The organism is Dickeya sp. MK7, assembly GCF_000406305.1.
Taxonomy (GTDB): Bacteria; Pseudomonadota; Gammaproteobacteria; order Enterobacterales; family Enterobacteriaceae; genus Dickeya; species Dickeya fangzhongdai.
Genome location: NZ_CM001984.1, coordinates 904,646 through 926,953 on the forward strand (window position 1 = coordinate 904,646; position 22,308 = coordinate 926,953).

Here is a 22,308-nt window from a genome sequence, read left to right on the forward strand (position 1 = left end):
GACAGTTCCAGACAGCGTCCGGTGGCTTCCCGCGACAGGCTGCCGGCGGAGATGATCGCCGCTTCCACCTGCCACGACTGCGCCTGCTGCAGCCGGGCGCGGATGTCGCACTGTTCGGTGACGCTGACCAGCATCGGCACCAGTCCGTGTTGTTGCAACGCCTGCGTCAGCAGGCCGAACAGCCAGGGCTGGAACGGGTTGTCGAATTCGCCCATCACCACCGCCACGATGCCGGAGCCCTGCCGTCCAGAGTTGACCAGCGCCCGCGCCAGCGCATTGGGGCGATAGCCCAGTTCATTCGCCGCCGCCAGCACTCGTGAGCGGGTCGCCTGGCTGACCTTGCCCGGGGCGGAATAGGTGCGTGATACCGCTGATGGCGAAACGCCGGCGCAGCGGGCGACATCAATCGAGGTGATGCGTTTCTTATTCATGCTCTGCTCCCCTGATGACGTGCCAGCGCCCGTTGCGGCATTGCGCACGGTCGCCCTGCTCCGGCAAAAACACGCCGGGCGAGGCGGCGATAACTTGTTGCAGCGCCGCTTTTTGCGACTGCTGCACGTGGTACAGACCCAACGGCGCGCCCGGCTTACGCGCCAGCGTCTGCACCTGCGGCCAGTTGCCGTGGTAGGCATTGTCCGCCGCCTGCGGCGAAAAACACTCCACCAGCGCCAGATCCGAGCGTGCCAGTAACGCGGCGCCCGCGGGCGTCAACTGACCGTCGCCGCTGTAAAACAGCGACCCCTGTTCGCCGTCGAGCCACAAGGAACGGTTGGGCACCGAGTGGCGGGTCGGCGCGGTCTGGCAGCGCCACGGCCCCAGTTCGATCAGGTCTTCGCCGTTCTGCCAACTCAGGGTAAACAGCGGCCGGCCGGCGGGCCAGAAGGCGAAATCCGCCAGACGCTGCAACTGCGGCAGTTGCTGACGCGGCGCGATAATCGTCAGCGGCGCGGTACGCCCGCAGGATTCACACCAGTTAAGCCAGGTGGTCAGGCCGAGCGCGTGGTCGGGATGAGCATGGGTAATGTAGATGGCGTGAATGTCGTCCGGCGCGGTTTGGCGCTGCCACAGCGCCTGCGGTACGGTCGGGCCGCAATCCACCAGCAACTGGAATCCGTCTTCGCTGACCCGTATCGCGGCGTTGACCCGTTGGCTGTCATAGGCTTCGCCGCTGCCGAGAATCTCAAGCTCCATGCTGGCTCTCCTGCCCGACGGGAAGCGGGGGCTGCGGCAAACGCTGACCGGCCGCGTCAAACCAGTGACAACGTTCCGGCGCAACCTGCAACGCCAGCTCCTGGCCGATGCGCGCCGGGTGGCGACCTTCCACCACCAGCGTCAGACAGGGTTCGTGGATGAAGTGGCCGTGCAGGTGATACTGCGCGCCCAGATTTTCCACCAAATCGACCTTAAAGGTCGGGATGCCTTCGGTGACTTCAAAGGCGTCCGGGCGAATGCCGAGGGTGGCGGCGCGTTCATCACGCGCCAGCCGTTGCAGCCACGGCGACAGCATTTGATCAGACGACGGTATTTGATCGTGCGACGGCATTTGACTTGGCGGCAACGGGAAAAAGTTCATTTCCGGCGTGCCGATAAACCCGGCGACGAAGGTAGTGGCGGGCTGGTGGTACAGCTCCTCCGGCGTCCCCACCTGGGCAATGCGGCCCTCATGCAGCACCACGATGCGGTCGGCCAGCGTCATCGCTTCCACCTGGTCGTGGGTGACGTAAATCATGGTGGCGGCCAGTTGCTGATGCAACGCTTTCAGTTGCACCCGGGTGTGAGTGCGGAGTTTGGCGTCCAGATTGGACAGCGGTTCGTCAAACAGAAACAGGCGCGGTTTACGCACGATAGCGCGGCCAATCGCCACCCGCTGACGCTGGCCGCCGGAGAGCGCGCCGGGTTTACGGTGCAGCAACGGCGTCAGTTGCAGCATCTCCGCCACCTGCGCCACTTTCTCTTCAATCGCCTGACGCCGTTCGCCGGCCATTTTCAGCGCGAAACCCATGTTTTCCGCCACGGTCATGTGCGGGTAGAGCGCGTAGGACTGAAACACCATCGCCATTTCCCGCTGGCCCGGCGGCTGGCGCGAAATGTCCTCATCGCCCAGCAGGATCTGGCCGCTGTCCTGCTGTTCCAGCCCGGCGATGGTACGCAGCAGGGTTGATTTACCGCAGCCGGACGGGCCGACGAACACCACCAGTTCTCCCTGCCGGATATGCAGATCGATGCCGTGCAGCACCGGCTGGCGACCGTAACGCTTGGCGACCTGATGTAACCGTAATTCACTCATCTGCGAGTCCTATTTCTGGCTGACGGCAAAGCCGCGCAGCAAATAACGTTGAACAAAGCCCGCCACCAGCAGCACCGGCAGCGAAGACAGCAGCCCGATGCTCATCAGTTCTCCCCAGTAGATCTGGTTCTCGGTCATGAAGTTGGCGATAAACAGCGGCAGCGTGAACTGCTGCGGGGTTTGCAGGTACAGCAGAGCGAACAGAAATTCGTTCCACGCCATGATCAGGGTGAAGATCGCCGTGGCGACCAGACCGGGGGCGCACACCGGCAGCACGATGTAGCGCAGCCGCCGCCATAGCCCGGCGCCGTCCATCGCCGCGGCTTCTTCCAGCGACAGCGGCACGTCGCGGATAAAACTGAGCAGCATCCAGATGCAGAACGGCAAGGTGTAAACCTGATAAGCCAGCATCAGCCCGGTCAGGCTGTTGAGCAGGTGCAGCGATTTGAGCAGCGAATAGAGCGGGATCGCCACCACCATCGGCGGCATCATCTTGATCAGCAGCACCAGCAGCAGGAACAGGCTGTCGAGCCGCGCCGGAAAGCGGTGGCGCGCCAGCGTGTAGGCGGCCAGAAACCCGGTCAGCAGCGATAACGCGGTAGCGCCGGCGGCCACCCACAAGGTATTAAACAGCCGCTCGCCGACGCCGTTATTCAGCAGGCTTTTCAGGTGAGTGAGCGTCCACTGTTGCGGCCAGAACGGGCTGCTCAGGCTGGAGAATTCAGCGGTGGACTTAAACGCCGCCGCCACCATCCACAGGATCGGCAGGGTAAAAAACAGCAGCGCGACGGTCAGCGCCAGCGCACGTAGCGCCATCAGCCAGTAGGGGAGTCTCATGCGGTTTTCCCTCCGCGCATCAGTTGCCAGGCGTAGACCAGACTCATTGCCGCGGCGAACAGCAGCATGATCACCGCGCCGGCGCTGGCGAGTCCCAGATTGAAGAACTTGAAGCCCTGCTGATAGATATAGAGCGACAGGGTTTCGGTGGCGTAACCGGGGCCGCCGCCGGTCAGGGCGTACACTTTGTCGAACAGCTTGAAGGTGTCGATGGAACGCAGCAGCAGCGCCAGCATGACCGGCTGGCGGATCAGCGGCAGCGTGACGTACCACAGCCGTTTCCAGCCGTTGGCGCCGTCGCTTTGCGCGGCTTCCAGCACGTCTTTGGGAATCGCCTGCAACCCGGCAAGGATGATTAGGCAGGCCATCGGCGTCCACTGCCAGATATCCACCAGCATCAACGACCACAACGCCAGATGCGGGCTGGACAGCCACGGCTGCGGCATCAGGCCCAGCGCGGTCAGGCAGTTGTTGAGCAGGCCGAAATCGTAATGAAACCAGACGCGCCAGATAGCCGAGCACACCAGCGTGGAGATCATCATCGGGTAGATGAGCAGGCTCAGCACCCACTGGCGGCCGGGAAAATGGCGATACAGCAACAACGCCAGCGCCAGCCCCAGCAGCACCTGTAACAGCGAACTGCCGAACGAGAACAGCAGGGTGTTTTTCAGGCTGGTGGTGAAGAACCAGTCGGCGAACAACTGACGGTAGTTTTCCAGCCCGACCCAACTGCGGCTGGCAGCGGCGTAATCCACCTTGCTGAAGGAGTAAAGCAGCATCTGGCCGATGGGATAGAGCGTCAGCAGCAACAGTAGCGCGGCGGCGGGCATCAGCAGCAGCCAACGTTGCCAGCGGGAGTCAAAATGCATGGGATGTCCTTGAATGAGCGGGCCGTGGCCCGCCCGACAGCGGTTAAGAACCTATCCCAATAGGGCTATTTTACTTGCCATTTTGAACCCGGGCAGTGCTCGAACGCCTCACGTACTGCGTGTACGCTCCGGGTTCTGCGCGCTTCCCGTGTCCAAACTGGCTGCGTCAATGACGCCTATTGGGAAGGTTCTAATGTAATACTGGTTACTTCAGTACCTGCGCGATCTTCTGATTGGCCTGCTGCAACGCTACCTGCGCCGGCATCTGATCCATCAGCGCCAGTTGCAGGTAGTCGCCGAGAATGCTTTCCACTTCCTGCCAGTTGCGGATGCGCGGACGCGCTTTGCCGGCTTCCAGCGCGGCCAGTTGCGCCGGGTACCAGCGGTACTTCTGCACTACCTGCGCATCCTGATACACGCTGCGGCGCGTCGGCGGCAGACCCAGTTCCAGCGCCAGCGCTTTCTGGTTTTCGGCGCTGGTCAGGTAGCTCAGGAATTGCTGCGCCAGTTCGCTGTGCTGGCTGTTTTTGGCGACTGCCATTTGCCAGATGCCGAGCATCGGCGACGGACCGGCGTTCTGCCCCGGCGCCGGTTGTAGCGTCATGTTGCCGACCACTTTGGATTTGGCGGCGTCGTCCAGCGTGGACGCCCAGGCCGGCCACACTTCGATCGCCATTGCCGCTTTACCCTGTTCCATCGCCTGACGCACGTCGGCGGCGTTGTACACCTCTACCCCGGTGGGGGCGAATGCCTTCAGCGCCTTGAGGGTGTTGAGCGCCTGCAACGCCTGCGGAGAATCCAGCGACGCTTTGCCGTTAGTGATCACGTTGCCGCCGTAGGCCCACAGCATCGGCATAAAGCCGGAAACAATCGGGTTGCCCTTCATGCCGCGGAACACCACGCCGGAGACGCTTGGTTCCTGCTGTTGCAGGGTTTTGGCATCGCTCAGCACCGCATCCCAGCTGGCGGGCGCCTTGAGCTGGTGCTTGTCGAACAGGTCCTGACGGTAGGCGAACATCGCCACGTTGCCGACCACCGGCAGGCTATAGACCGGACCGCCGTTTTCCGGCACGCGCGAAACGTTCAGCACCGCCGGAATGAAGTCGCTGCTTTGCAGGCTGTCCGGCAGCGGCTGGATCCAGCCGTTACCGGCGAATTCCGGGCTCCAGCTGTCGTCCATCAACATCAAGTCGTAGGCCGAGGCGTTTTCCCGCAGGGAAATCACCAGTTTTTCATACAGGTTGGCGTAAGGCAGCTTCAGCAGTTCGATCTGCTTGCCGGGATGTTGTTGCTGAAAACGGGCCAGCGTGCTGTCGAGCGCCTTGCCGTAAACGTCATCGCGCCCGGCGATCACCAGATCGGCGGCCTGCGACGCCATGCTGCACGCCAGACCGGCGGCGAGCAGCAGGCGGGAAAGGGTTTTCTTGCTGTGCGATTTTGCTGTCAGAGTGGTGTTGCCAAACGGTTTTTGGCTAAACGTGTTTTTGCCAAACATTGTTTTTTTACTAAACATTGTTCTTTTGCCAAACATTGTTCTTTTGCCAAACATAGTGAGCGCCTTTTGTCAGGAGTGCATACGTTTGCACAGGCGCTATCTTTGGCGACGAGGATGACAGAAACATGAAGGCAGGATGAACAATCCAAGATGCGGGGTGACAACCGGAAGCCGGATACCGGCTTCCGTGATGATGTCAGCCTTTCTTCGGCATGCGGGCAAAGCTCACCATCAACTGGATGCCGTTAATCAGCACCAGCAGCGCGGTGACCAGGAACACCCAGCGGTAACCCAGTGTGGCGGAAACGGTGGAGCCGAGCAGCGGCCCGACCACGTTGCCGAGATACATGCAGGATTGGTTATAACCAAAAATACGCCCGGTCACCTGCTGGCTACTGTATTTCACCAGCAGCGCCTGCACCGCCGGCATCAGCGCGCCGTCGGCGAAACCCAGCGCGAAGCGCAGGATGCCGAGCTGGACCGAACTTTGCACCGCCGACATCAGGAAGAACAGCAGCGCGCACAGAAACAGCGCCACGATCAGCACTCTTTGAGAGCCGATGCGATCGCCGAGGCGTCCGAGGCGCGGCGCGGACAACAGCGCAGAGACGCCGGGCACGGCGGCGATGACGCCGCTGATAAACGCGATGTTTTCGATGTCGGGAGAGAGGTCGCGGATAAACAGCGTCAGTATCGGACTGATGGAACCGTTCGCCATCTGGATCATCATGGTGGTGAAGCACAGGCTGACAATCAGCAGCGGATAAGGCAGCGAGGCGAACACCGCCCGGCCGCTGAGCTGCGCTTTTTTGCTGACGGTAATGGCGTTTTCACGGATGGCGAACAACGTAATGAGAAAGCAGATAAACAGCATGGCGGAGGTGACGAAAAACACCATGCGCAGACCGATGGTATCGGCCATGAAGCCGCCGAGCAGCGGACCGATCAGCACCCCCGCCACCTGCCCGGTGGACAGCGTACCGAGCGCCCAGCCGCTGCGGCTGCGCGGCACTTGCGAGGCAATCAGCGCCATAGCGTTGGGAATGTAGCCGGAGGTCAGCCCCATCAGCGCGCGCAGAATAAACAGTTGCCAGACGTTGGTGGCCATGCCCTGCAGCCCCATGACCAGCGACATGCCGAGCGCGGCGCGCAGCAGCATCAACTTACGGCCTTTGCGGTCGGCCAGGCTGCCCCACAGCGGCGCGACAATCGCCGAAATCAGAAACGAGGAGCTGAATACCAGCCCGGACCAGAGATTGAGCGCGGTGTGATCGCTCACGCCCAGATGTTCGATGTAGAGCGGCAGGAACGGCAGTATCTGGCTCATGGCCATGCCGGTAAAAAAACATCCCAGCCAGGCGGAGAAAAGGTTGAGTTTCCAGGTTTCCATAGGGCAGGTTTTTACGTCGTCAGTGAAAGGCCGGGTCGCTCCCGCGCCAGTGCCACGCTGAATTACGCGACATCGCTAGTATGGCCGCTTTTGTCTTAGCCGGGAAATAATTTTATATATCAAAGAATAATCCAACCCCGGTCATTGAGGTGTTTTTGGTTGCAAGGACATGATGTTAATTCAGCCAGTTGAACGGGGCGTGTTATCCGGCTGGATTGGGAAAGCAAAACGCTATTCTGAATTTTTTGTGATTTGAATCACAAAAGTGTTGCGTCCGAATTCAACAAAACGTACAATCTTTTACCAGAAAGTTCACAAATCATTCATTAACCAAGGTGATCGACGTGCGTAAATTCCTGAAAAAACTTCTGGTCGCTTACATCAATGCTTACAAAGACATCCCGCCGGGTGCCATGCATTAATTGCCCTGAGCAGATCAAAATTAATAAGAAGGCCGCTATAACAGCGGCCTTCTTGTTTTTCGTCAGGTATGAACATACTTGGCGGGGTGTAATTTCTTGGGTTATTCCCTCCGTTAGGGCTGGAAGAGGAGTTCAACCGCGTAGAGTCAGCGACGGCAATGATGGGCCGGGTACTATTGTTTAAACCGGGTACTATTGTTTAAACCGGGTACTATTTGTTTTAAACCGGGTACTATTGTTTGAATTGGCTAATAAATACACATGATTCTTGATATTATCAATCCCAACAAAGTACAACAGGCTATGCTTACAATGTCACCAGTCCTCAACGATAGCGGGAGTTTTGATATGGCGATTCTTCCAATGTCATATAGCCCTGCCACTGTGGCGCGGGAATACCGGAAAATTGGCGAAACGAGTGTGAACGGTCGTGCCGTGGATATTTATATTCACAGTGATCGGCACCATGCCGTGGCTATATATGGCGAACCAGATGACGTTGATGGTGATTTACGGCATGTTGTGGTAGCAAAGATTGACCTGAAATCCCGTAACAGCGACGACGAAACCGAAACTATTTTGGCTGTCATCGGTTATTACGAGAATCTGCAACCGGTGAATACCCATCCTGCCCAGGTTGAAGGCGTGATTGTCACTAAGCGTGAACGAAACGCCAATGTCGCCAGCGCCATGTATAAGGCGCTCATTAACGACGGCATTGTGCTGGTTAGTGATAACCTTCAATTCCCTGGAGGGAAAGCACTGTGGGCGCGTATGGCACGTAAAGAGATTGGTATTGATGTGTTTGTATTCGACTCAGAACAACGTGCTTTCTGGCCGTATGACGGTGAACGGATCCGATACGACGGCCGTAGCATCCCAGAGAGTGATATCTGGAGTCTTGCTCCAAATGAATCACGGAAAGGGGTAGTGCTGGTGGCTGAACGCAAACGAGATGAATCAGCAGTCTGATGCAACTTCAACCTGCGCAAAAACTTGCAGCGTCTACCTTGTGGTAGTCTCAAGGCCGCTATGACAGCGGCCTTTTTCATGTCCTTGTTTTTTGCTTCGTCGGTTTTATTTCAACTCACGTGTGTAACGACTCATCGTTTTCGCGAATCATAGCCCGAACGAATCATAGTATTAACAAATCATAGTATTAACAAATCATAGCCTTAACGACTCAGCGCCTGCGCTATCGCCTCACCCAGCGCGGTCGTATTGCCGCTGCCGCCGAGATCCCGCGTCAGCGGCGCCTTTTCCGGCCCCTGTTCCAGCACGCGTTCAATGGCGCTGAGCACCGCCGCGCCGGCGTCGTCATGGCCGAGGTGCTCCAGCATCATCGCCCCGCACCAGATTTGGCCGATCGGGTTGGCGATGCCTTTGCCGGCGATATCCGGCGCTGAGCCGTGTACCGGTTCAAACAGGCTGGGGAAGGTGCGATCCGGATTGATGTTGGCCGACGGCGCGATGCCGATGGTACCGGTACAGGCCGGGCCGAGGTCGGACAGAATATCGCCGAACAGGTTGCTGGCGACCACCACGTCAAACCAGTCCGGGTGCAGCACGAAGTTGGCGGTAAGAATATCGATGTGATATTTGTCCACCTTTACCTCCGGATAGCGCGTGCCCATTTCGGCGACGCGGCTGTCCCAGTACGGCATGGTGATGGCGATGCCGTTGGATTTGGTGGCTGAGGTCAGATGCTTTTTCGGGCGTTTCATCGCCAGCTCGTAGGCGAATTTAAGGATGCGATCGACGCCGACGCGGGTCATCACCGTTTCCTGAATCACCACTTCGCGCTCGGTGCCGGCAAACATGGCGCCACCCACGCTGGAATACTCGCCTTCGGTGTTTTCGCGCACGATGTAGAAGTCGATATCACCGGGTTGACGCCCGGCCAGCGGCGCTTTCACGCCCGGCATCAGGCGGCAGGGGCGCAGGTTGACGTATTGGTCGAATTCACGGCGGAACAGCAGCAGCGATTGCCACAGCGACACGTGATCCGGCACGATGTCCGGCCAGCCGACCGCGCCGAAGTAAATCGCGTCGAAGCCCTTCAGCAGTGAGAACCAGTTGTCCGGCATCATCTTGCCGTGCTGGCGGTAGTAATCGGCGCTGGCGAAATCAAACCATTCCCACTCCAGTTGGATATCAAACAGTTCGGCGGCGCGGGCGATCACCCGTACCCCTTCCGGCATCACTTCTTTGCCGATGCCGTCGCCGGGGATGACGGCAATGCGGTAACGCGGTTGAGACATGGCAACTCCTGAACGGTTTTTCTGATCGATTGCACTTGGGTAACAGAGAGTGTATTTACTCTGTTCGATGTAAACAATTTCGCTTCCGGTAAAGGCATTGTTGAATAAAAGAGAAGAATGAATGAGTGCAATCGACGATTTGCTGTTCTTCAGCCGCATCGCCGCGCTCGGCAGCCTGACGGCGGTGGCGCGCGAGAGCGGGCTGTCGCTGCCGGCCGTCAGCAAACGCTTGACGCAACTGGAGCAACGGCTGGGAGTTCAGTTGATCAGGCGTACCACCCGGCGGCTGGATTTGACGCCGGAGGGGCAGTTGTACGCCGACGGCGCGTTGCCGATTCTGCATGAAATCGAGGAACTGGAAAGTCAGGTACGCCGCAACCAGCTCACGCTGCGCGGGCGGTTGACCGTCAACGCGTCGTTCGGTTTCGGCCGTCGCCATATCGCGCCGCTGATTTCCGCTTTCGCCCGCCAGCACGGCGAGCTGGAAGTGCAGCTACAGCTCACCAGTCAGCCGCTCAACATGCTGGACGCCGGCGTGGATATCGATATTCGCTTCGGCGTGCCGCCGGACTCGCGGCTGGTGGCGCATCGGTTGATGGAAAATCCGCGCATGCTGTGCGCCGCGCCGGCGTATTTGACGCGCTACGGTACGCCACAGACGGTGGCGGATCTGGCCGGGCACAACTGTCTGGTGTTGCGTCAGTATGAGAGTGATTACGGCCTATGGCGTTTCTACCGCGATGGCCGCGAGTTTACCCATCGCGCTTTCGGCAATCTTTCCGCCAACGACGGCGAGGTGATCATGCGCTACGCGCTGGACGGGCATGGCATTATCCTGCGTTCGCTGTGGGATGTGCGCCCCTGGCTGGCCAGTGGTGAATTAGTGGCGCTGTTGCCGGATTACATCATGCCGGAAGCGGACATTTACGCGGTCTACCAGCAGCGTCGGCATGTGCCGGCACGCATTTCGGCGTTTATCGCCTGGCTGAAACAGCAACTGCCGCAAGGGGAAGCGGAAAACCGCTAGCGCCTCCCCGACGGGGAGGCGAAAGGGACTATTGGCGCACCAGGCGGCCGGTAGCGGCTTCGGTTTCGAAATCGCTGCGGAACGGGTTGATGTCCAGGCCGCCGCGGCGGGTATAGCGGGCGAACACGGTCAGTTTTTCCGGCCGGCAGTAGCGTTTGAGGTCATTGAAGATACGCTCGACGCACTGTTCGTGGAATTCGTTGTGCTGGCGGAACGAGATCAGGTAACGCAGCAGCGCTTCCCGGTCGATTTGCCGGCCTTCGTACTTGATCACCACGCTGCCCCAGTCCGGCTGGTAGGTGACCAGACAGTTGGATTTCAACAGGTTGGAGCACAGGGTTTCCGCAACCAGAGGCGCGTTGTCGCGTACCGCGTGCTGCAGATAATCCGGATTGAAGCCGTAATCGTTCACTTCGATGTCCAGCTCGTCAATGTTGATGCCGGGCAGGGTATCGATCTGCGCCGGATAACCGGTCAGGCCCGGATACAGGGTGACCTTGACGTCGCCGTTGGCGGCGGCGGACAGATCCTTGATCAAGGTGGCGTGCACTTCGCCGATATCGCGAAAGCGGGTCTGGTTGAAGCTGTTAAGGTACAGCTTGAACGATTTGGACTCGATCAGGTTTTCCGAACTGGCCGGGATGATGAATTCGGCGATGCCCACCAGCGGCTTTCCCTTGTGATTGAGCCACGACAGCTCGAAGGCGGTCCACAGATCGTAGCCGTCAAACGGCAGGTCCGGCCCGGTCAGACCGACCAGATCGCGCCCACGAGCGCGCGGCAGCGCTTCCAGCAGCGCCGGGTCGTATTTGTCCGGGTAGCTGGAGCGCACCCCCAGATGGGTAATGCTATCGTTTTCTGTAATATGCATATCGCTCAGTTCCTTGCTGGTACGGGTACGGCATGAATGTATTTTCTGAACAGCCTGCGGGTACCGTAAATAGGGCCGACGCCCAACACCGCATAGACCACTTTGATCAGAAATTGCGACAGGATCATGGTGCGGATCACGTCAAAACTCAGCACATTATAAAACGCGATGGTGCAGAAAATCACACTGTCGACGGCGGAGGCGGTGACCGTGCTGGTGATCACGCGGATAAACAGGTAGCGGGACTTGGTCAGGATCTTGATTTTGTGCAGCACCCAGGCGTTGATGTTTTCGGAGATCAGGTAGGCCAGCGATGAGGCCACCAGCACCGCCATCATGCTTTCCACAATGCCGCTGTAGGTCTTGCCGTATTCCCATTCCGGCAGGCCGGGGATCAGGCTGGTGACCCACAGCCCGAGCACAAACGCCAGATGGAAGAAAAATGCGATGAGGATGGTGCGGCGCGCCAGCCGCAGCCCATAAAATTCATTCAGGATATCCACCAGAATAAAGGTCAGCGGGTAGACGAAAACGGCAGGCGGTACCACCAGATTCAGCGCCGGAATGAAGATCGGTTTGACGCCGCTGACGGTGGAAAAAATATAGATGACGCAAAGCGCGGCGGTAATGATGAGGTACGCCAGCCAGGATCGTTCGTTTCTGTCGCTGATGTCGTAGGCGGTGGTGATGTCTTTGCCGGAATAGAGTTTTTTGTACAGAGCGTTGAGTTCGTGCCGGCTCAGATCATCGGAGATTTCACTGTCGACCAGTTCCTTGAGATCCATGTGGATCATCTTGCCGGTCGATAACACCATGATATTAGCTGATAATTCGCCGCTGTGGTTGAACCCCAGCAGCTTGAATTTCCTGTTTGCATCCATTTATATCCTTTCCTCTATGATATATCCCAGCAGGACTGAGTCCTCGGGGCGTTTTCTGTCCGCCATGTCCGGCGAATCCGGGATGTCGACAAAAAATCCCGTAGCAGGAGAGTGACAGAGTATCGGCGTATTCGGCACCAGCGCAGGCGGCCGTCGGATGATGAGCAGCGCGCCGGGGGAGAAGGCGTCGCCAATCGGCGACTCGATCTGTACCGCCACCATGTTGGCTTCTTCTCCGAAGAAATAGGTCAACGGATACTGAACCGATAACTGACCAATCTTGTGCTGCCGTGCCAACAACAGTTGCGACTGCGGAATGATGGGAATCGCCGCCGGGTTTTTGTTGCCTTCAAAAGAAACGGTATTGTTCAGGCGCTCGACCTTTTCCAGATCGTAATCTTCGATTTCCTCACAGGACACGCCGAAGAAATCGGAAATGCGATTGATGGTGGATTGCTGAACCTTGTTTACCCTACCTTCAAGAATTTTGTAGATAGTGGTACGCGTTACCCCGGTACGGTTAGAAAAAGAGGCTTTGGTTTCGCCTCGGGTACGCATCAGATATTCAATATTTTTAATGATATTAGTTTTGCGCTGAGCATTCGTTGTTTTCATGGTCATCCCTTCTCAGGTCAGTTCTCAGACAGGTTCATCTTACGATAAAGCCTTACGTTCACCTATCCCGCCGAAAAGAAAAAAATCGGCAACCACGGCGCGTAGCGGGCATTTAGGACGGAAAAAACGGGCAGGGTAGTGTGAACTTATTCAATTAATTGGTGGTTGTTGTAATAGCGCCATTAAAAATAGACACTAAAGATCATAAAATGTCCATTAATCTGTTGACTTGACTGTTTTTATTGCTATAACGTTTAGAAAAATTAATTAATCTGAGTGATACAGATAATTTACTATAAACATAAGATATAGTTAACAAACTAATTGGTTGTTTCTGACGTCGCTGACGCAGACTGCCATCTATCCGACACCAGGGAACCCAGAACGGACGCTTAGCAGAGAGGTGAGAAAATAAGGGAGCGTCATTATCGATGACACACGCCGACGACGCTGCGCTTTGACGCAGCGTTGGCGTTTCTGAGGCCGTTAGCCTCCAGCCAAATCAATCGTACTTCCGGTCACATCGCTGGCTGTAGTGGGTTGTAACCGGCTTTATCCAACTGCCGCCCAGCAATGGCGCTGGCTATTTCTCCCCCTTGATGACCACCGCATAACCCGACCAGCCCGATTCGGCACTCCGCTCTTGGTATGAATAGCGGCATTCGGTATATCGGCATAAAGAACAACGGGAAATTCCGCGCCGACCTGATGCTGGCGCGGAACGAGGCGTGATTATCGTTGGGCGGTTATTGTGGCGTTTCCGTCAGCGTGATGGCGTCGTACATCACCATGCCGCCCAGCAGCTCCAGCGTGATGCGGTTGCCGCCCGGCTGCAGCGCGCCCGCGGGCAGCGGTATGTGCGCTTCATGGTAGCGGCCGCTTTGCATCGCGCCCCTATAAATGGCCTTGTCGTTGTCGTACTTCAGCGTCGTCAGCAACTGACCGTTGAGTTTCACCGCCAGCTGCGGCGAACTGGCTGGCGTAGTCATTCCGCTGTTGCTGGCGGCGGCGATGGCGATATTCAGGGTGTAAGGCTGCTCGGGCGCGCGGGTGTTGAACAGAATGTGCCAACTGCCGGGCTGGGTCTGGGCGTAGTACCAGTCCTTGCGTTCACGGCTTTTGCCGATCTCGAAGGTCAGGTTGGCCGGCACCTCGGTTTGCCAGCGATAAAGGCGCGGGCGATCGCCGAAGCGGAACTCGTCGGCCCGGCGGTCGGCCTGACCGATAGCCCACGCCAGCGGCGCGGGACGCGCGGCGTCAATTTGACCGAGCCGGGTTTTCTTGCCTTCCACCTTCACGGTCTGCTGCGCCAGCAGGCCGATTTGCGTGCCGCCATCGGCGTAGGCCGACAGCCGGTATTCGCCCGGCGGCACATTGCGCAGGCTGAAACGGCCGTCCCGATTGGTACGGGCGGTGAACAGGTAACCGGTGGTCTGAATGTCGAAGTTTTCCGTGCTGCTGCTCAGCACCACCGTGGCGTGAGGCGCATCGGTGCGCAGGCGACCGCTGACGGTAGCGCGCTGGCGCGGATAGCGGGCATCGTCCAGCCAGCGGTAAGGCCAACTGGCGCGTTCATGTTCGGCCCGGCGGCTGACGTCCGCCACCAGTTCCCGATCGCTACCCTGGTTGATGTACAGCAACCACGGACCGTAGAGTTTTGCAAAACCCGGCTGCGCCACCATATCCGGGGTGCCGAAATGCGAGCCGGTAAGATAGTTCAGGATAATCGCGTCCTGATGCACCAGCAGTTCCTGCTTCAGCGCGTCGCCCGAGTAATATTCGCCGCTGGCGGGCACCATCCAGGCGCCGTAACCGTTGCCCATCACGCCCCAGTAGCGGCTTTCACGCTGATAACCGGCGAAATCGTATTTAGAGTAGACGCTGCCGTCCGGCAGTCGCCAGGTTTCATCCTGCACCTTCGGCAACTGTTCCAGTTCATCGTACAGCAACGGCGTACCGCGCTGGATGCTGTTGAACAGCGCGTTCAGCCGGGTGGCGTCAAAACGGTAAACGTTACGCAGCTCGCTGACCGTCACCGGCGCTGAGCCGGTGTTGGCAGCCACCACATAGCTGTAAAGGCCGCTGACGCCGCTGGTCATGATCAGGTGATATTCCAGCCGCAGTTTGCCGTTCTGGTCGTCGATGTAGGCCAGGTGCACCTGATCCGGCGTCTGTTTGATGACCTCCAGCCGTTCCGGCACGAATTCGTTGACGCCGCCGGAGTAGTAGTCGAGGTAAAAGCTGCGGTTTTTATCCGGATCGCGCGCCGCGCCGGAGAGACGGGAAATCAGGTTGGTGCCGCCTTTCCACACTTCTTTGGCGCTGCCGTCCGCGCCAAAGCGGACTTTCAGCAGCCCGTTATCCAGCGTGCTGTTCATGCCGTCGAGCGTCAGTTTCACCGCGCCCGTCGCCGTCAGCGGCAGCACGAGTGCCAGCGCCAGTAGCGGGGTACGCCATATCTGCAGAGGTTTATTCATGTGTGCCGTCCGTTGTCATCGTCGTGTTGATAGGGTGTCCTGCTGGACACAGCCTAGCGCGGCGGTGAACGCCGCTCCTTTGTCGGATGGTCATCTCCGGGCCGAAGGTGGCAGCGGCGTGAAGATCGGCGCGATCGGGATCATATTTGTCGATTTCTGATGCGGCGGGGTCGCACTCGGGCTATTGACGGCATAATTCGGTGAAACTGAGTTAATTTTTTTAAAAATCAACACACTATATTGATAAACAATTGAATAACACCCCGATGCGGTTTTTCGCTATTATGCATTTCTCTCAAACCTGTACCTGATGGGCGCTATGGAACGTTTTCTGGAAAATACGATGTACGCTGCACGGTGGCTGTTGGCTCCGGTTTATCTGGGGCTGTCGCTGGGATTACTGGCGTTGGCCATCAAGTTCTTTGAAGAGATCTGGCATGTATTGCCGAACATTTTTACTATTGCCGAATCTGACCTGATTTTGACCTTGCTGTCGCTGGTGGACATGACGCTGGTAGGCGGGTTGCTGGTGATGGTGATGTTTTCCGGCTATGAAAACTTTGTGTCGGCGCTGGATATTGACGAACACAAGGAGAAGCTGAACTGGCTGGGCAAAATGGACGCCAGCTCGCTGAAAAATAAAGTGGCGGCATCGATCGTGGCGATTTCATCCATCCACCTGCTGCGGGTGTTTATGGATGCCAAGAACGTGCCGGACAACAAACTGATGTGGTATGTGATCATCCACCTGACTTTCGTGCTGTCCGCTTTTGTGATGGGCTATCTGGACTGGCTGTCCCGCCACGAACATCATACTCATCACGGCGCCGACAAGGCTCATGATAAGCATTAAATCTCACCATAAGCATTGATAACCATAAGCATTGATAACAGCCTACGTTGCTGATGTGAACGACGCCCCCGGCCGACCGCCGGGGGCGTTTTTTTTCGCCCGTCAGGCGCGGAGAAGTCAGAGGGCGAGCACGTCCACCAGACAGCTCATGGCGTTGGGGCCCTGCGTCAGCGGCGAGGTGCCCATGTCGCGGGTCAGCACGTTGGCGTTGCCGGATTGCTCCACCGGGTGCCATTGCGCCTGCCCGAAGCCCGGATCAAACCAGGCGCCGGTCGCCATGACCACCACGCCCGGCGTGACGCCGTCAGTCACGTCCACCCCGGCGTAAATACGCCCGCGCTCGTTGCGTACTTCCACCCGGTCGCCGTGGCGGATGCCGCGCGCGGCCGCGTCTTGCGAATGCATGTACAGCGTTTCGTGACCGGCGGTTTTGTTGGCGGCCACCTGCGGCGTGCAGCCGAGTTGGCTGTGCAGCCGATCGGCCGGCTGGATGGAGATAAAATGCAGCGGCCAGCGCTGCGTCTCCGTCGCGCCCAGCCATTCCACCGGTGGTTGCCATTGCGGATGGGGAGCGAAATCCGGGTAGCGGTAGTCGGCGATAGTGCTGCTGAATAGCTCGATCCTGCCGCTGGGCGTGTTCAGTGGATGACGCGCCGGGTCGCGGCGGAATTCTTCGAAAAACACGAACGGCTGGTCGTCCATCGGAACGTCGACATATCCCTGTTGCCAGAAACGGTCAAAATCGGGCCACGGCTCGCCCGCCGCCCCCTGACGCTCCCGGCAGGCGAGGTACATCGATTCCAGCCACTGCCGCTCGGTACGGCCGCCGTGGGTGAATGCGTCGCCGTAACCCAGGCGCTGGGCCAGTTCACTGAAGATATCGTAGTCGTTACGAGCCTGATGCTGCGGCGCGACCGCCTGATGCATGGCGAACACAAACCGGTCACGCGAAGATCCGCCCACATCGTTTCTTTCCAGCGATGTGGTGGCGGGCAGCACGATATCCGCCATCTGCGCCGCCGCGGTCCAGACGATGTCCTGCACGATGACGGTATCCGGCCGCCGCCAGCCCTCCACCAGCCGGTTGAGCTGCTGGTGATGGTGGAACGGGTTGCCGCCCGCCCAGTGAATCAGGTGGATATCGGGATAGGTGCGGTTCTCGCCGCAGAAGGTGTACGGTTCGCCGGGGTGCAGCAGCATGTCGGCGATGCGCGCCACCGGTATCGACTGACCGGGATTGGGGACCGACGGCGAAGCGGGGGCGGGCGACGTCATGCGTTCATTGCCGACGCTGTTCATCGATCCGTGGCCGAAGGAAAAACCACCGCCCGGCAGCCCGACCTGGCCGAGCATCGACGCAAGGGCGATCATCATCCAGTAGGGTTGCTCGCCGCGATGTGCGCGTTGCACCGAATAGGAACAGGTAATAAAGCTGCGCACGCCGATCAGTTGCTGAGCCAGCTTTTCGATGCGCGCCGCCGGGATGCCGGTGATGGCGCTGGCCCAGGCCGGGGTCTTGGCGATACCGTCGGTACGGCCGTTTAGGTAGTCGCGCAACTGCGGGTAACCGACGCAGTGGCGATCGAGAAAATCGTGATCCTCCGCGCCCAGCCGCTGGATCTGGTAGCCCAGCGCCAGCATCAGCGCCACGTCGGTATTGGGGCGAATCGGGATCCACTCGGCGTTGACGAACGCCGGGCAGTCGTCGCGCATCGGGCTGATGTTGATCACCGGGATGCCGCGCGCCACCAGTTTTTCCAGCGCCGGTTTCAGCGTGTGATGCCCGGCGCCGCCGGAGGCCACTTGCGCATTTTTCAGCGCCAGCCCGCCGAAAGCGAGGAACAGTTCGCAGTGATCCGCCACGCTGCGCCACTCGGTGACTTTGCCGGTCAGCGGATGGAAGGTGCCGATCACATACGGCAGGAAGAATTGCGCCGCGCCCCAGCTGTAGTTGCCGGTCTGGTCCACCGCGCCGCCGCCGGAGAAATAGAAACGCCGCACCTGCGAGCGGGCATGATGAAAACGCCCGGCGGACGACCAGCCGTACGAGCCGGCGAACAGGCCGTCGGCGCCGTAGCGGTCGCGCACGCGGCGGTTTTCTTCCGCCACCAGATCCAGCGCGTGATCCCACTCCACCTCGACGAACGGTTCCTTGCCGCGCAGCGTGCGGTCGCTGTTTTCGCGTTTCTCCAGCCAGGAACGGCGCACCGCCGGTTTGCGGATACGCTTGTCGGAATAAACCAGCGGCACGATGGAGTCGAGCATCGGCGACGGATCCGGATCGCCCGCAAACGGCTCGCAGCGGATAAGCCGGCCGTCTTCGACGACCGCGGTGAATGCGCCCCAGTGGGCCAGGTGTGGATAGCGCCTGATTGTCATAGCATTCCAGATAGATAGCCTGTTATTTATTTGTCATCATACAAGTCCGCTTCGGGACAGACCAGTTGGCCCTTATGCCAATCGGATATGTGTTATATCGGGCAACTGCGGCGCTGCCGCCCTGTGATACAGTCGTGCTGTGAGCGACCCACGGAGACGATGAACCATGCACCGACTTCCTCCTCTGCCGGCGTTGCGGGCTTTTTCTGGCCGCCTGCCGGGCGGGCAGTTATACCGCCGCCGCCGAAGAACTGAATGTCACCCACGGCGCCATCAGCCGCCAGATTCGTATTCTGGAAAGCTGGCTGGGACAGACGCTGTTTGTGCGCGCCGGTCAGTGCATGGTGCCGACGCTGCATGCGCAGGCGTTCGCCAAGGAGATGAACGACGTGCTGGCGGTGATGGACGAAGCTGCCCGCCGTTACGGGCGCGGCGAAGCCACTCAGGTGCTGCGCATCAGCGCGCCCGCCACCTTCACCATGCGCTGGCTGGCGCCGCGGCTGCCGGCGTTTTATCAGGCTAATCCCGGCACGCTGATTCAGATTCACACCGCGACCACCCAGCAACTGGCGATGACCAGTGGCTTTGATCTGGTGATTCGTCTTGGCGTGTTCAACAGCGATCGTTTTAGTGCGCTGCCGTTCATGCAGGAGCATTACACCTTGCTGGCCGCGCCGTCGCTGCTGGCCCATCAGCCGATAGCCACTCTGGCGGCGGTGGCGAACCACACGCTGCTCGACACTGAAACCCGCCCTGGCTTCTGGCCGCAGTTGTTCGATCTGGGCGGGATGGTCGATCCCGGCACGCTCAACTGGCTGCGTTTTGATCACTTCTACGTCACGTATGCCGCGTTGATTGACGGGTTGGGCGTCGGGCCGGGGCCGCTGCCGCTACTGGCGCGCGATGTGGCGCTAGGCCGGCTGGCGGCGCCCTTGCCGGATCTGCGCATCGCCGAGCGTACCTACTATTTGCTGACGCCGGCCGGGCTGGCGAAAACCCGGCTGCATTACCGTTTTGAGCACTGGCTGCTGGAAGAAGCGGCGAAACCGGACGGTGTCTGACTGGCACTGATGCCTGACCACGCTGATGTCTGGCTCACATAACTGTCATGCATCAGCGTTACCGTGGGGCGAAATGACTGAATTAAGGAGGCGGTAACTATGAATTATGTGCAGGAAATGCGTCAGTTGATCGGGCATCGCCCGCTGCTGCTGGCCGGGTCTAACGTGATTATGCTTAATGCGCGCCGACAGGTGTTGCTGCAGCATCGGCTGGAGGGCGTCTGGGGATTGCCCGGCGGTCTGCTGGAACTGGGCGAGTCGCTGGAAGAGGCGGCGATTCGGGAAGTGCGTGAAGAAACCGGGCTGCAACTGCACGCGCTTGATTTTCTGAAGGTGTTCTCCGGTCCCGATCACTTTTTTACTTTGCCTAATCAGGATCAGATCTACGTGATTACCGCCCTGTATGTTTCCCATAGTTGGCAGGGCGATATCGTGGTGGATAAAACCGAATCGCGGGATGTGCGTTTCTTTGATCTTCAGGCATTGCCGCCGCTGGGCGATGAGTACCGCGAATACCTTGATTATTTTCTGTCATTGCCGTTATTACCATCGTCGTCGCGTTAGTGCGCAGGCAGCGTTTCCCACAGCAGCGACAGACCGGCGATCAGCATCATGCCGTCCACCAGCCGGTTGAACAGGGTGTCGGACAGGCGCAGTACGAAGCGCTTGCCGATGTACACTCCGGCCACCTGCGTCAGCCCGACCATCAGCCCGGCCCACAACACCGTCAGCGGCAGCGCGCCGACCACGCCGAAGGTGGAGGCTTTGGTCAGGTATATCACCAGCGACGCGGCTGATTCGGTCGCCAGCAACGCGCCTTTCAGCAGGCCGTAACCGGCAAACAGCGGCAACGTCAGCGGACCGGTGGAAAACACCACGCCGGTGAGGAAGCCGACCACGCCGCCCGCCACCGCCAACTGGCTATCATTCAGGCTGAAGGCGCGTTGCCGGGCCAGATGGCGCAGTGGGATCAGCAGCAGGAAAAACAGACCGATGCACAGGCTGGACAGGCGCACCGGCATTGCCCACAGCAGGCTGGCGCCGATTATCGACGCCGGGATGCCGGGCAGACAGTAGCAGCCCAGCGCCCGCAGGTTGATGGCATTGCGCCACAGGATAACTTTGGAAATGTTGCTCATGGTGGCGGCGATCGCCATGATCGGTACCGCCGCCTGCGGGCCGAACGCCCACGCCAGCGCGGGCAGCAGAATGATGGAGCCGCCGGTGCCGACGATGCCGCTGACGCTGCCGGCGAACAGGCCGAGAAGAAGAATCAGGATATAGCTCACTGGTGACCTCGCTGTGTGGATTGGTTTTTCTGAGGCGAGCATACCTGTGTGATGGGTGAATATCTCTGACGAAAAAATCACGAATATGTGAGTTAAATTCACATATCTATCGATGCGGAGACAACGGCCGCAAACGCCTTGACAGTCAATCTTCCGCTCGCATAGGGTGGAAACGGCAGGCGCGGCGGACGGGCGAAATCCGGCCGGCCGACGCCAGTGGCGGTTTTACACACAGCCTGACGTATCCGGTAACGAGAATAATAAACAAGGTGCTGCAACATGAGTCTGACGACGTATCTTGGCAAACAGGTGCTGGGGGTGCTGGCCTGTTACCAACAAGGAAATGTGGTAATTCATATCTGTGGTGTTTATCCACGCGCCGACAACAGCCTGCGGGTGTTTTTCCCCAAAGGGCATGATCTGGCGGTGGGGGATCTGGCGACGGTGCATCTCGACAATCGCACCGGCGTCGATGAGTTTGACGCCAATATTTCGGTGTACCGCGCCTCATACAAGGGGCGGGTGGTCGGAGTGGATGACGACTGGGTGATTCTGGCGCCGCGCGAGTGCCAGCTATTGCATGGTTTTACGCCGGTGGTGGATGTCCGCGAGCCGGGCTATGTGTTCCCGACCGATCTCCGGCCGGAACGACCGGTGCCGTTTACCCCGATGGCCGCGCTGCCGGATACCGAACGCAAAGACTTTACCAATAAGGTCGGCGTATTAGTGACGATGGCGGAAGAGCAGCCGCACACCACGGTGTTGGCGTTCCTCTCCTCGGTGGAGGACGATATTTTCCTGATTACCTTCCCGGAAACGTTTAAATCCAAACTGCTCAAACGTAACCCGCACTGCTTTTTCGCCATGGATGAGCGTTCGCACTACACCTTTGAACGTTCCATCGAATGGAACTACACCCTGATTGAAGGCGATGCTTACCTGATCGACCCGGCAACGCCGCTGTTTGAAGATGTCCGCCACGCGTTCATCAATAAGAACCCGTGGGAAATGGCGTTTTTCCTGCGGCCCAATCTGGAGATGTACCATATCAAGAGCCGGCAGCTGGTTTGCCCCGGCTCACGCCAGCCTATCGGCGATGCATGAAATAACGCCGCCTGATAATATCGATTGACGCCCCGCAAATTGCGGGGCGTTTTTTTATTTTTTGCTAAAAAGAGAATGCATTGAAACGTTATTTCTGTTTTGCGGATTTTTTTAATAACTGCTTTATAAGCAGCGTGTTATCTATTTTAAAATTAAATAATTGAAACTTTTTTGGTTAACATCGTTCGTT

21 protein-coding genes and 1 pseudogene are annotated in these 22,308 nt (G+C 58.7%); 8 read left to right on the forward strand and 14 right to left on the reverse strand.

Annotated elements, in window-relative coordinates:
• The 7 genes from DXXMK7_RS04130 to DXXMK7_RS04160 all read right to left on the reverse strand — a co-directional run.
• Nucleotides 1-431, reverse strand: a 431-nt coding sequence (locus DXXMK7_RS04130) for a LacI family DNA-binding transcriptional regulator (RefSeq protein ID WP_038920806.1), incomplete at its 3' end; no start/stop codon positions are given.
• Nucleotides 424-1,191 carry an MBL fold metallo-hydrolase gene (locus DXXMK7_RS04135; protein WP_038917983.1) on the reverse strand — a complete coding sequence of 256 codons (768 nt, stop codon included), beginning with the start codon at nucleotides 1,189-1,191 and terminating at the stop codon, nucleotides 424-426. The genes DXXMK7_RS04130 and DXXMK7_RS04135, both read right to left, overlap by 8 nt.
• The gene (locus tag DXXMK7_RS04140; protein ID WP_038917985.1) at nucleotides 1,181-2,287 is read right to left on the reverse strand and encodes an ABC transporter ATP-binding protein; all 1,107 of its coding nucleotides are present in this window, start codon (nucleotides 2,285-2,287) and stop codon (nucleotides 1,181-1,183) included. Before DXXMK7_RS04140 ends, DXXMK7_RS04135 begins: the two co-directional genes overlap by 11 nt.
• A gap of 9 nt (nucleotides 2,288-2,296) precedes the next feature.
• Entirely contained in the window at nucleotides 2,297-3,124 is an 828-nt protein-coding gene (locus tag DXXMK7_RS04145; protein ID WP_049842632.1) for a carbohydrate ABC transporter permease, read from the reverse strand.
• The gene (locus DXXMK7_RS04150; protein WP_038917986.1) at nucleotides 3,121-3,993 is read right to left on the reverse strand and encodes a carbohydrate ABC transporter permease; all 873 of its coding nucleotides are present in this window, start codon (nucleotides 3,991-3,993) and stop codon (nucleotides 3,121-3,123) included. Before DXXMK7_RS04150 ends, DXXMK7_RS04145 begins: the two co-directional genes overlap by 4 nt.
• Nucleotides 3,994-4,198: 205 nt before the next feature.
• The gene (locus tag DXXMK7_RS04155) at nucleotides 4,199-5,488 is read right to left on the reverse strand and encodes an ABC transporter substrate-binding protein (RefSeq protein ID WP_049842637.1); all 1,290 of its coding nucleotides are present in this window, start codon (nucleotides 5,486-5,488) and stop codon (nucleotides 4,199-4,201) included.
• A gap of 196 nt (nucleotides 5,489-5,684) precedes the next feature.
• On the reverse strand, nucleotides 5,685-6,878 hold the full coding sequence (locus DXXMK7_RS04160; protein WP_038917987.1) for a multidrug efflux MFS transporter: 1,194 nt from the start codon (nucleotides 6,876-6,878) through the stop codon (nucleotides 5,685-5,687).
• A 344-nt stretch (nucleotides 6,879-7,222) separates the two neighbouring features.
• On the opposite strand from DXXMK7_RS04160, the gene azuC reads away from it, so the two are divergent.
• Nucleotides 7,223-7,300, forward strand: a complete 78-nt coding sequence (gene azuC, locus DXXMK7_RS23250) for a stress response protein AzuC (RefSeq protein WP_224063015.1) — start codon at nucleotides 7,223-7,225, stop codon at nucleotides 7,298-7,300.
• Between the two features lie 261 nt (nucleotides 7,301-7,561).
• Nucleotides 7,562-8,272, forward strand: a complete 711-nt coding sequence (locus DXXMK7_RS04165) for a hypothetical protein (RefSeq protein ID WP_231348842.1) — start codon at nucleotides 7,562-7,564, stop codon at nucleotides 8,270-8,272.
• 203 nt (nucleotides 8,273-8,475) lie between these two features.
• On the opposite strand, the gene DXXMK7_RS04170 is transcribed toward DXXMK7_RS04165, so the two are convergent.
• Nucleotides 8,476-9,561 carry a tartrate dehydrogenase gene (locus DXXMK7_RS04170; protein WP_038917989.1) on the reverse strand — a complete coding sequence of 362 codons (1,086 nt, stop codon included), beginning with the start codon at nucleotides 9,559-9,561 and terminating at the stop codon, nucleotides 8,476-8,478.
• A gap of 121 nt (nucleotides 9,562-9,682) precedes the next feature.
• Between DXXMK7_RS04170 and DXXMK7_RS04175 the strand changes: the two genes are divergently transcribed.
• On the forward strand, nucleotides 9,683-10,588 hold the full coding sequence (locus tag DXXMK7_RS04175) for a LysR family transcriptional regulator (protein WP_038917991.1): 906 nt from the start codon (nucleotides 9,683-9,685) through the stop codon (nucleotides 10,586-10,588).
• Between the two features lie 28 nt (nucleotides 10,589-10,616).
• Here the strand turns inward: DXXMK7_RS04175 and queF are convergent, their stop codons facing one another.
• From queF to DXXMK7_RS04195, 4 genes are all read right to left on the reverse strand, one after another.
• Nucleotides 10,617-11,459: an NADPH-dependent 7-cyano-7-deazaguanine reductase QueF gene (gene queF, locus DXXMK7_RS04180; RefSeq protein WP_038917992.1), complete on the reverse strand. Its 843-nt coding sequence runs from the start codon at nucleotides 11,457-11,459 to the stop codon at nucleotides 10,617-10,619.
• A gap of 5 nt (nucleotides 11,460-11,464) precedes the next feature.
• Nucleotides 11,465-12,340, reverse strand: a complete 876-nt coding sequence (locus DXXMK7_RS04185) for a queuosine precursor transporter (RefSeq protein ID WP_038917993.1) — start codon at nucleotides 12,338-12,340, stop codon at nucleotides 11,465-11,467.
• The gene (locus DXXMK7_RS04190) at nucleotides 12,341-12,955 is read right to left on the reverse strand and encodes a helix-turn-helix transcriptional regulator (protein WP_038917994.1); all 615 of its coding nucleotides are present in this window, start codon (nucleotides 12,953-12,955) and stop codon (nucleotides 12,341-12,343) included. It abuts the gene before it with no gap.
• Nucleotides 12,956-13,701: 746 nt separating this feature from the next.
• Nucleotides 13,702-15,432 (reverse strand): polysaccharide lyase family protein, encoded by a 1,731-nt coding sequence (locus tag DXXMK7_RS04195; RefSeq protein ID WP_071605157.1) that lies wholly within the window; start codon nucleotides 15,430-15,432, stop codon nucleotides 13,702-13,704.
• Between the two features lie 319 nt (nucleotides 15,433-15,751).
• On the opposite strand from DXXMK7_RS04195, the gene DXXMK7_RS04200 reads away from it, so the two are divergent.
• Complete coding sequence (locus DXXMK7_RS04200) at nucleotides 15,752-16,285, forward strand: TIGR00645 family protein (protein WP_038917995.1); 534 nt, start codon at nucleotides 15,752-15,754, stop codon at nucleotides 16,283-16,285.
• Nucleotides 16,286-16,402: 117 nt separating this feature from the next.
• Here DXXMK7_RS04200 and DXXMK7_RS04205 read toward each other — a convergent pair whose 3' ends face one another.
• Nucleotides 16,403-18,664 (reverse strand): molybdopterin-dependent oxidoreductase, encoded by a 2,262-nt coding sequence (locus DXXMK7_RS04205; RefSeq protein ID WP_038917996.1) that lies wholly within the window; start codon nucleotides 18,662-18,664, stop codon nucleotides 16,403-16,405.
• 251 nt (nucleotides 18,665-18,915) lie between these two features.
• Here DXXMK7_RS04205 and DXXMK7_RS23010 point away from each other — a divergent pair.
• From DXXMK7_RS23010 to DXXMK7_RS04215, 3 genes and pseudogenes are all read left to right on the forward strand, one after another.
• Nucleotides 18,916-18,966: pseudogene (locus DXXMK7_RS23010) on the forward strand (hypothetical protein); the annotation flags it as partial.
• Between the two features lie 39 nt (nucleotides 18,967-19,005).
• Nucleotides 19,006-19,725, forward strand: coding sequence for a LysR substrate-binding domain-containing protein (locus tag DXXMK7_RS04210; RefSeq protein ID WP_238555978.1), 720 nt, complete (start codon nucleotides 19,006-19,008; stop codon nucleotides 19,723-19,725).
• Between the two features lie 99 nt (nucleotides 19,726-19,824).
• A complete protein-coding gene (locus tag DXXMK7_RS04215; protein WP_038917997.1) occupies nucleotides 19,825-20,289 on the forward strand; it encodes an NUDIX domain-containing protein in 465 nt (154 codons plus the stop codon).
• Here the strand turns inward: DXXMK7_RS04215 and DXXMK7_RS04220 are convergent.
• Complete coding sequence (locus DXXMK7_RS04220; protein ID WP_038917998.1) at nucleotides 20,286-21,014, reverse strand: sulfite exporter TauE/SafE family protein; 729 nt, start codon at nucleotides 21,012-21,014, stop codon at nucleotides 20,286-20,288. The genes DXXMK7_RS04215 and DXXMK7_RS04220 overlap by 4 nt on opposite strands.
• A 279-nt stretch (nucleotides 21,015-21,293) precedes the next feature.
• On the opposite strand from DXXMK7_RS04220, the gene DXXMK7_RS04225 reads away from it, so the two are divergent.
• Entirely contained in the window at nucleotides 21,294-22,118 is an 825-nt protein-coding gene (locus DXXMK7_RS04225) for a hypothetical protein (RefSeq protein ID WP_038918000.1), read from the forward strand.
• Nucleotides 22,119-22,308 lie beyond the last annotated feature (190 nt).

Bases quoted from the DNA above. Each gene is read 5' to 3' on its own strand.
- DXXMK7_RS04215 (WP_038917997.1), top strand. From the start codon at position 19,825: ATGAATTATGTGCAGGAAATGCGTCAGTTGATCGGGCATCGCCCGCTG.
- DXXMK7_RS04165 (WP_231348842.1), top strand. From the start codon at position 7,562: ATGATTCTTGATATTATCAATCCCAACAAAGTACAACAGGCTATGCTT.
- DXXMK7_RS04225 (WP_038918000.1), top strand. From the start codon at position 21,294: ATGAGTCTGACGACGTATCTTGGCAAACAGGTGCTGGGGGTGCTGGCC.
- DXXMK7_RS04210 (WP_238555978.1), top strand. From the start codon at position 19,006: ATGGTGCCGACGCTGCATGCGCAGGCGTTCGCCAAGGAGATGAACGAC.
- DXXMK7_RS04140 (WP_038917985.1), bottom strand. From the start codon at position 2,287: ATGAGTGAATTACGGTTACATCAGGTCGCCAAGCGTTACGGTCGCCAG.
- DXXMK7_RS04175 (WP_038917991.1), top strand. From the start codon at position 9,683: ATGAGTGCAATCGACGATTTGCTGTTCTTCAGCCGCATCGCCGCGCTC.
- DXXMK7_RS04160 (WP_038917987.1), bottom strand. From the start codon at position 6,878: ATGGAAACCTGGAAACTCAACCTTTTCTCCGCCTGGCTGGGATGTTTT.
- queF (WP_038917992.1), bottom strand. From the start codon at position 11,459: ATGCATATTACAGAAAACGATAGCATTACCCATCTGGGGGTGCGCTCC.
- DXXMK7_RS04205 (WP_038917996.1), bottom strand. From the start codon at position 18,664: ATGACAATCAGGCGCTATCCACACCTGGCCCACTGGGGCGCATTCACC.
- DXXMK7_RS04155 (WP_049842637.1), bottom strand. From the start codon at position 5,488: ATGTTTGGCAAAAACACGTTTAGCCAAAAACCGTTTGGCAACACCACT.
- DXXMK7_RS04135 (WP_038917983.1), bottom strand. From the start codon at position 1,191: ATGGAGCTTGAGATTCTCGGCAGCGGCGAAGCCTATGACAGCCAACGG.
- DXXMK7_RS04145 (WP_049842632.1), bottom strand. From the start codon at position 3,124: ATGAGACTCCCCTACTGGCTGATGGCGCTACGTGCGCTGGCGCTGACC.
- DXXMK7_RS04150 (WP_038917986.1), bottom strand. From the start codon at position 3,993: ATGCATTTTGACTCCCGCTGGCAACGTTGGCTGCTGCTGATGCCCGCC.
- DXXMK7_RS04185 (WP_038917993.1), bottom strand. From the start codon at position 12,340: ATGGATGCAAACAGGAAATTCAAGCTGCTGGGGTTCAACCACAGCGGC.
- DXXMK7_RS04195 (WP_071605157.1), bottom strand. From the start codon at position 15,432: ATGAATAAACCTCTGCAGATATGGCGTACCCCGCTACTGGCGCTGGCA.
- DXXMK7_RS04190 (WP_038917994.1), bottom strand. From the start codon at position 12,955: ATGAAAACAACGAATGCTCAGCGCAAAACTAATATCATTAAAAATATT.
- DXXMK7_RS04170 (WP_038917989.1), bottom strand. From the start codon at position 9,561: ATGTCTCAACCGCGTTACCGCATTGCCGTCATCCCCGGCGACGGCATC.
- DXXMK7_RS04200 (WP_038917995.1), top strand. From the start codon at position 15,752: ATGGAACGTTTTCTGGAAAATACGATGTACGCTGCACGGTGGCTGTTG.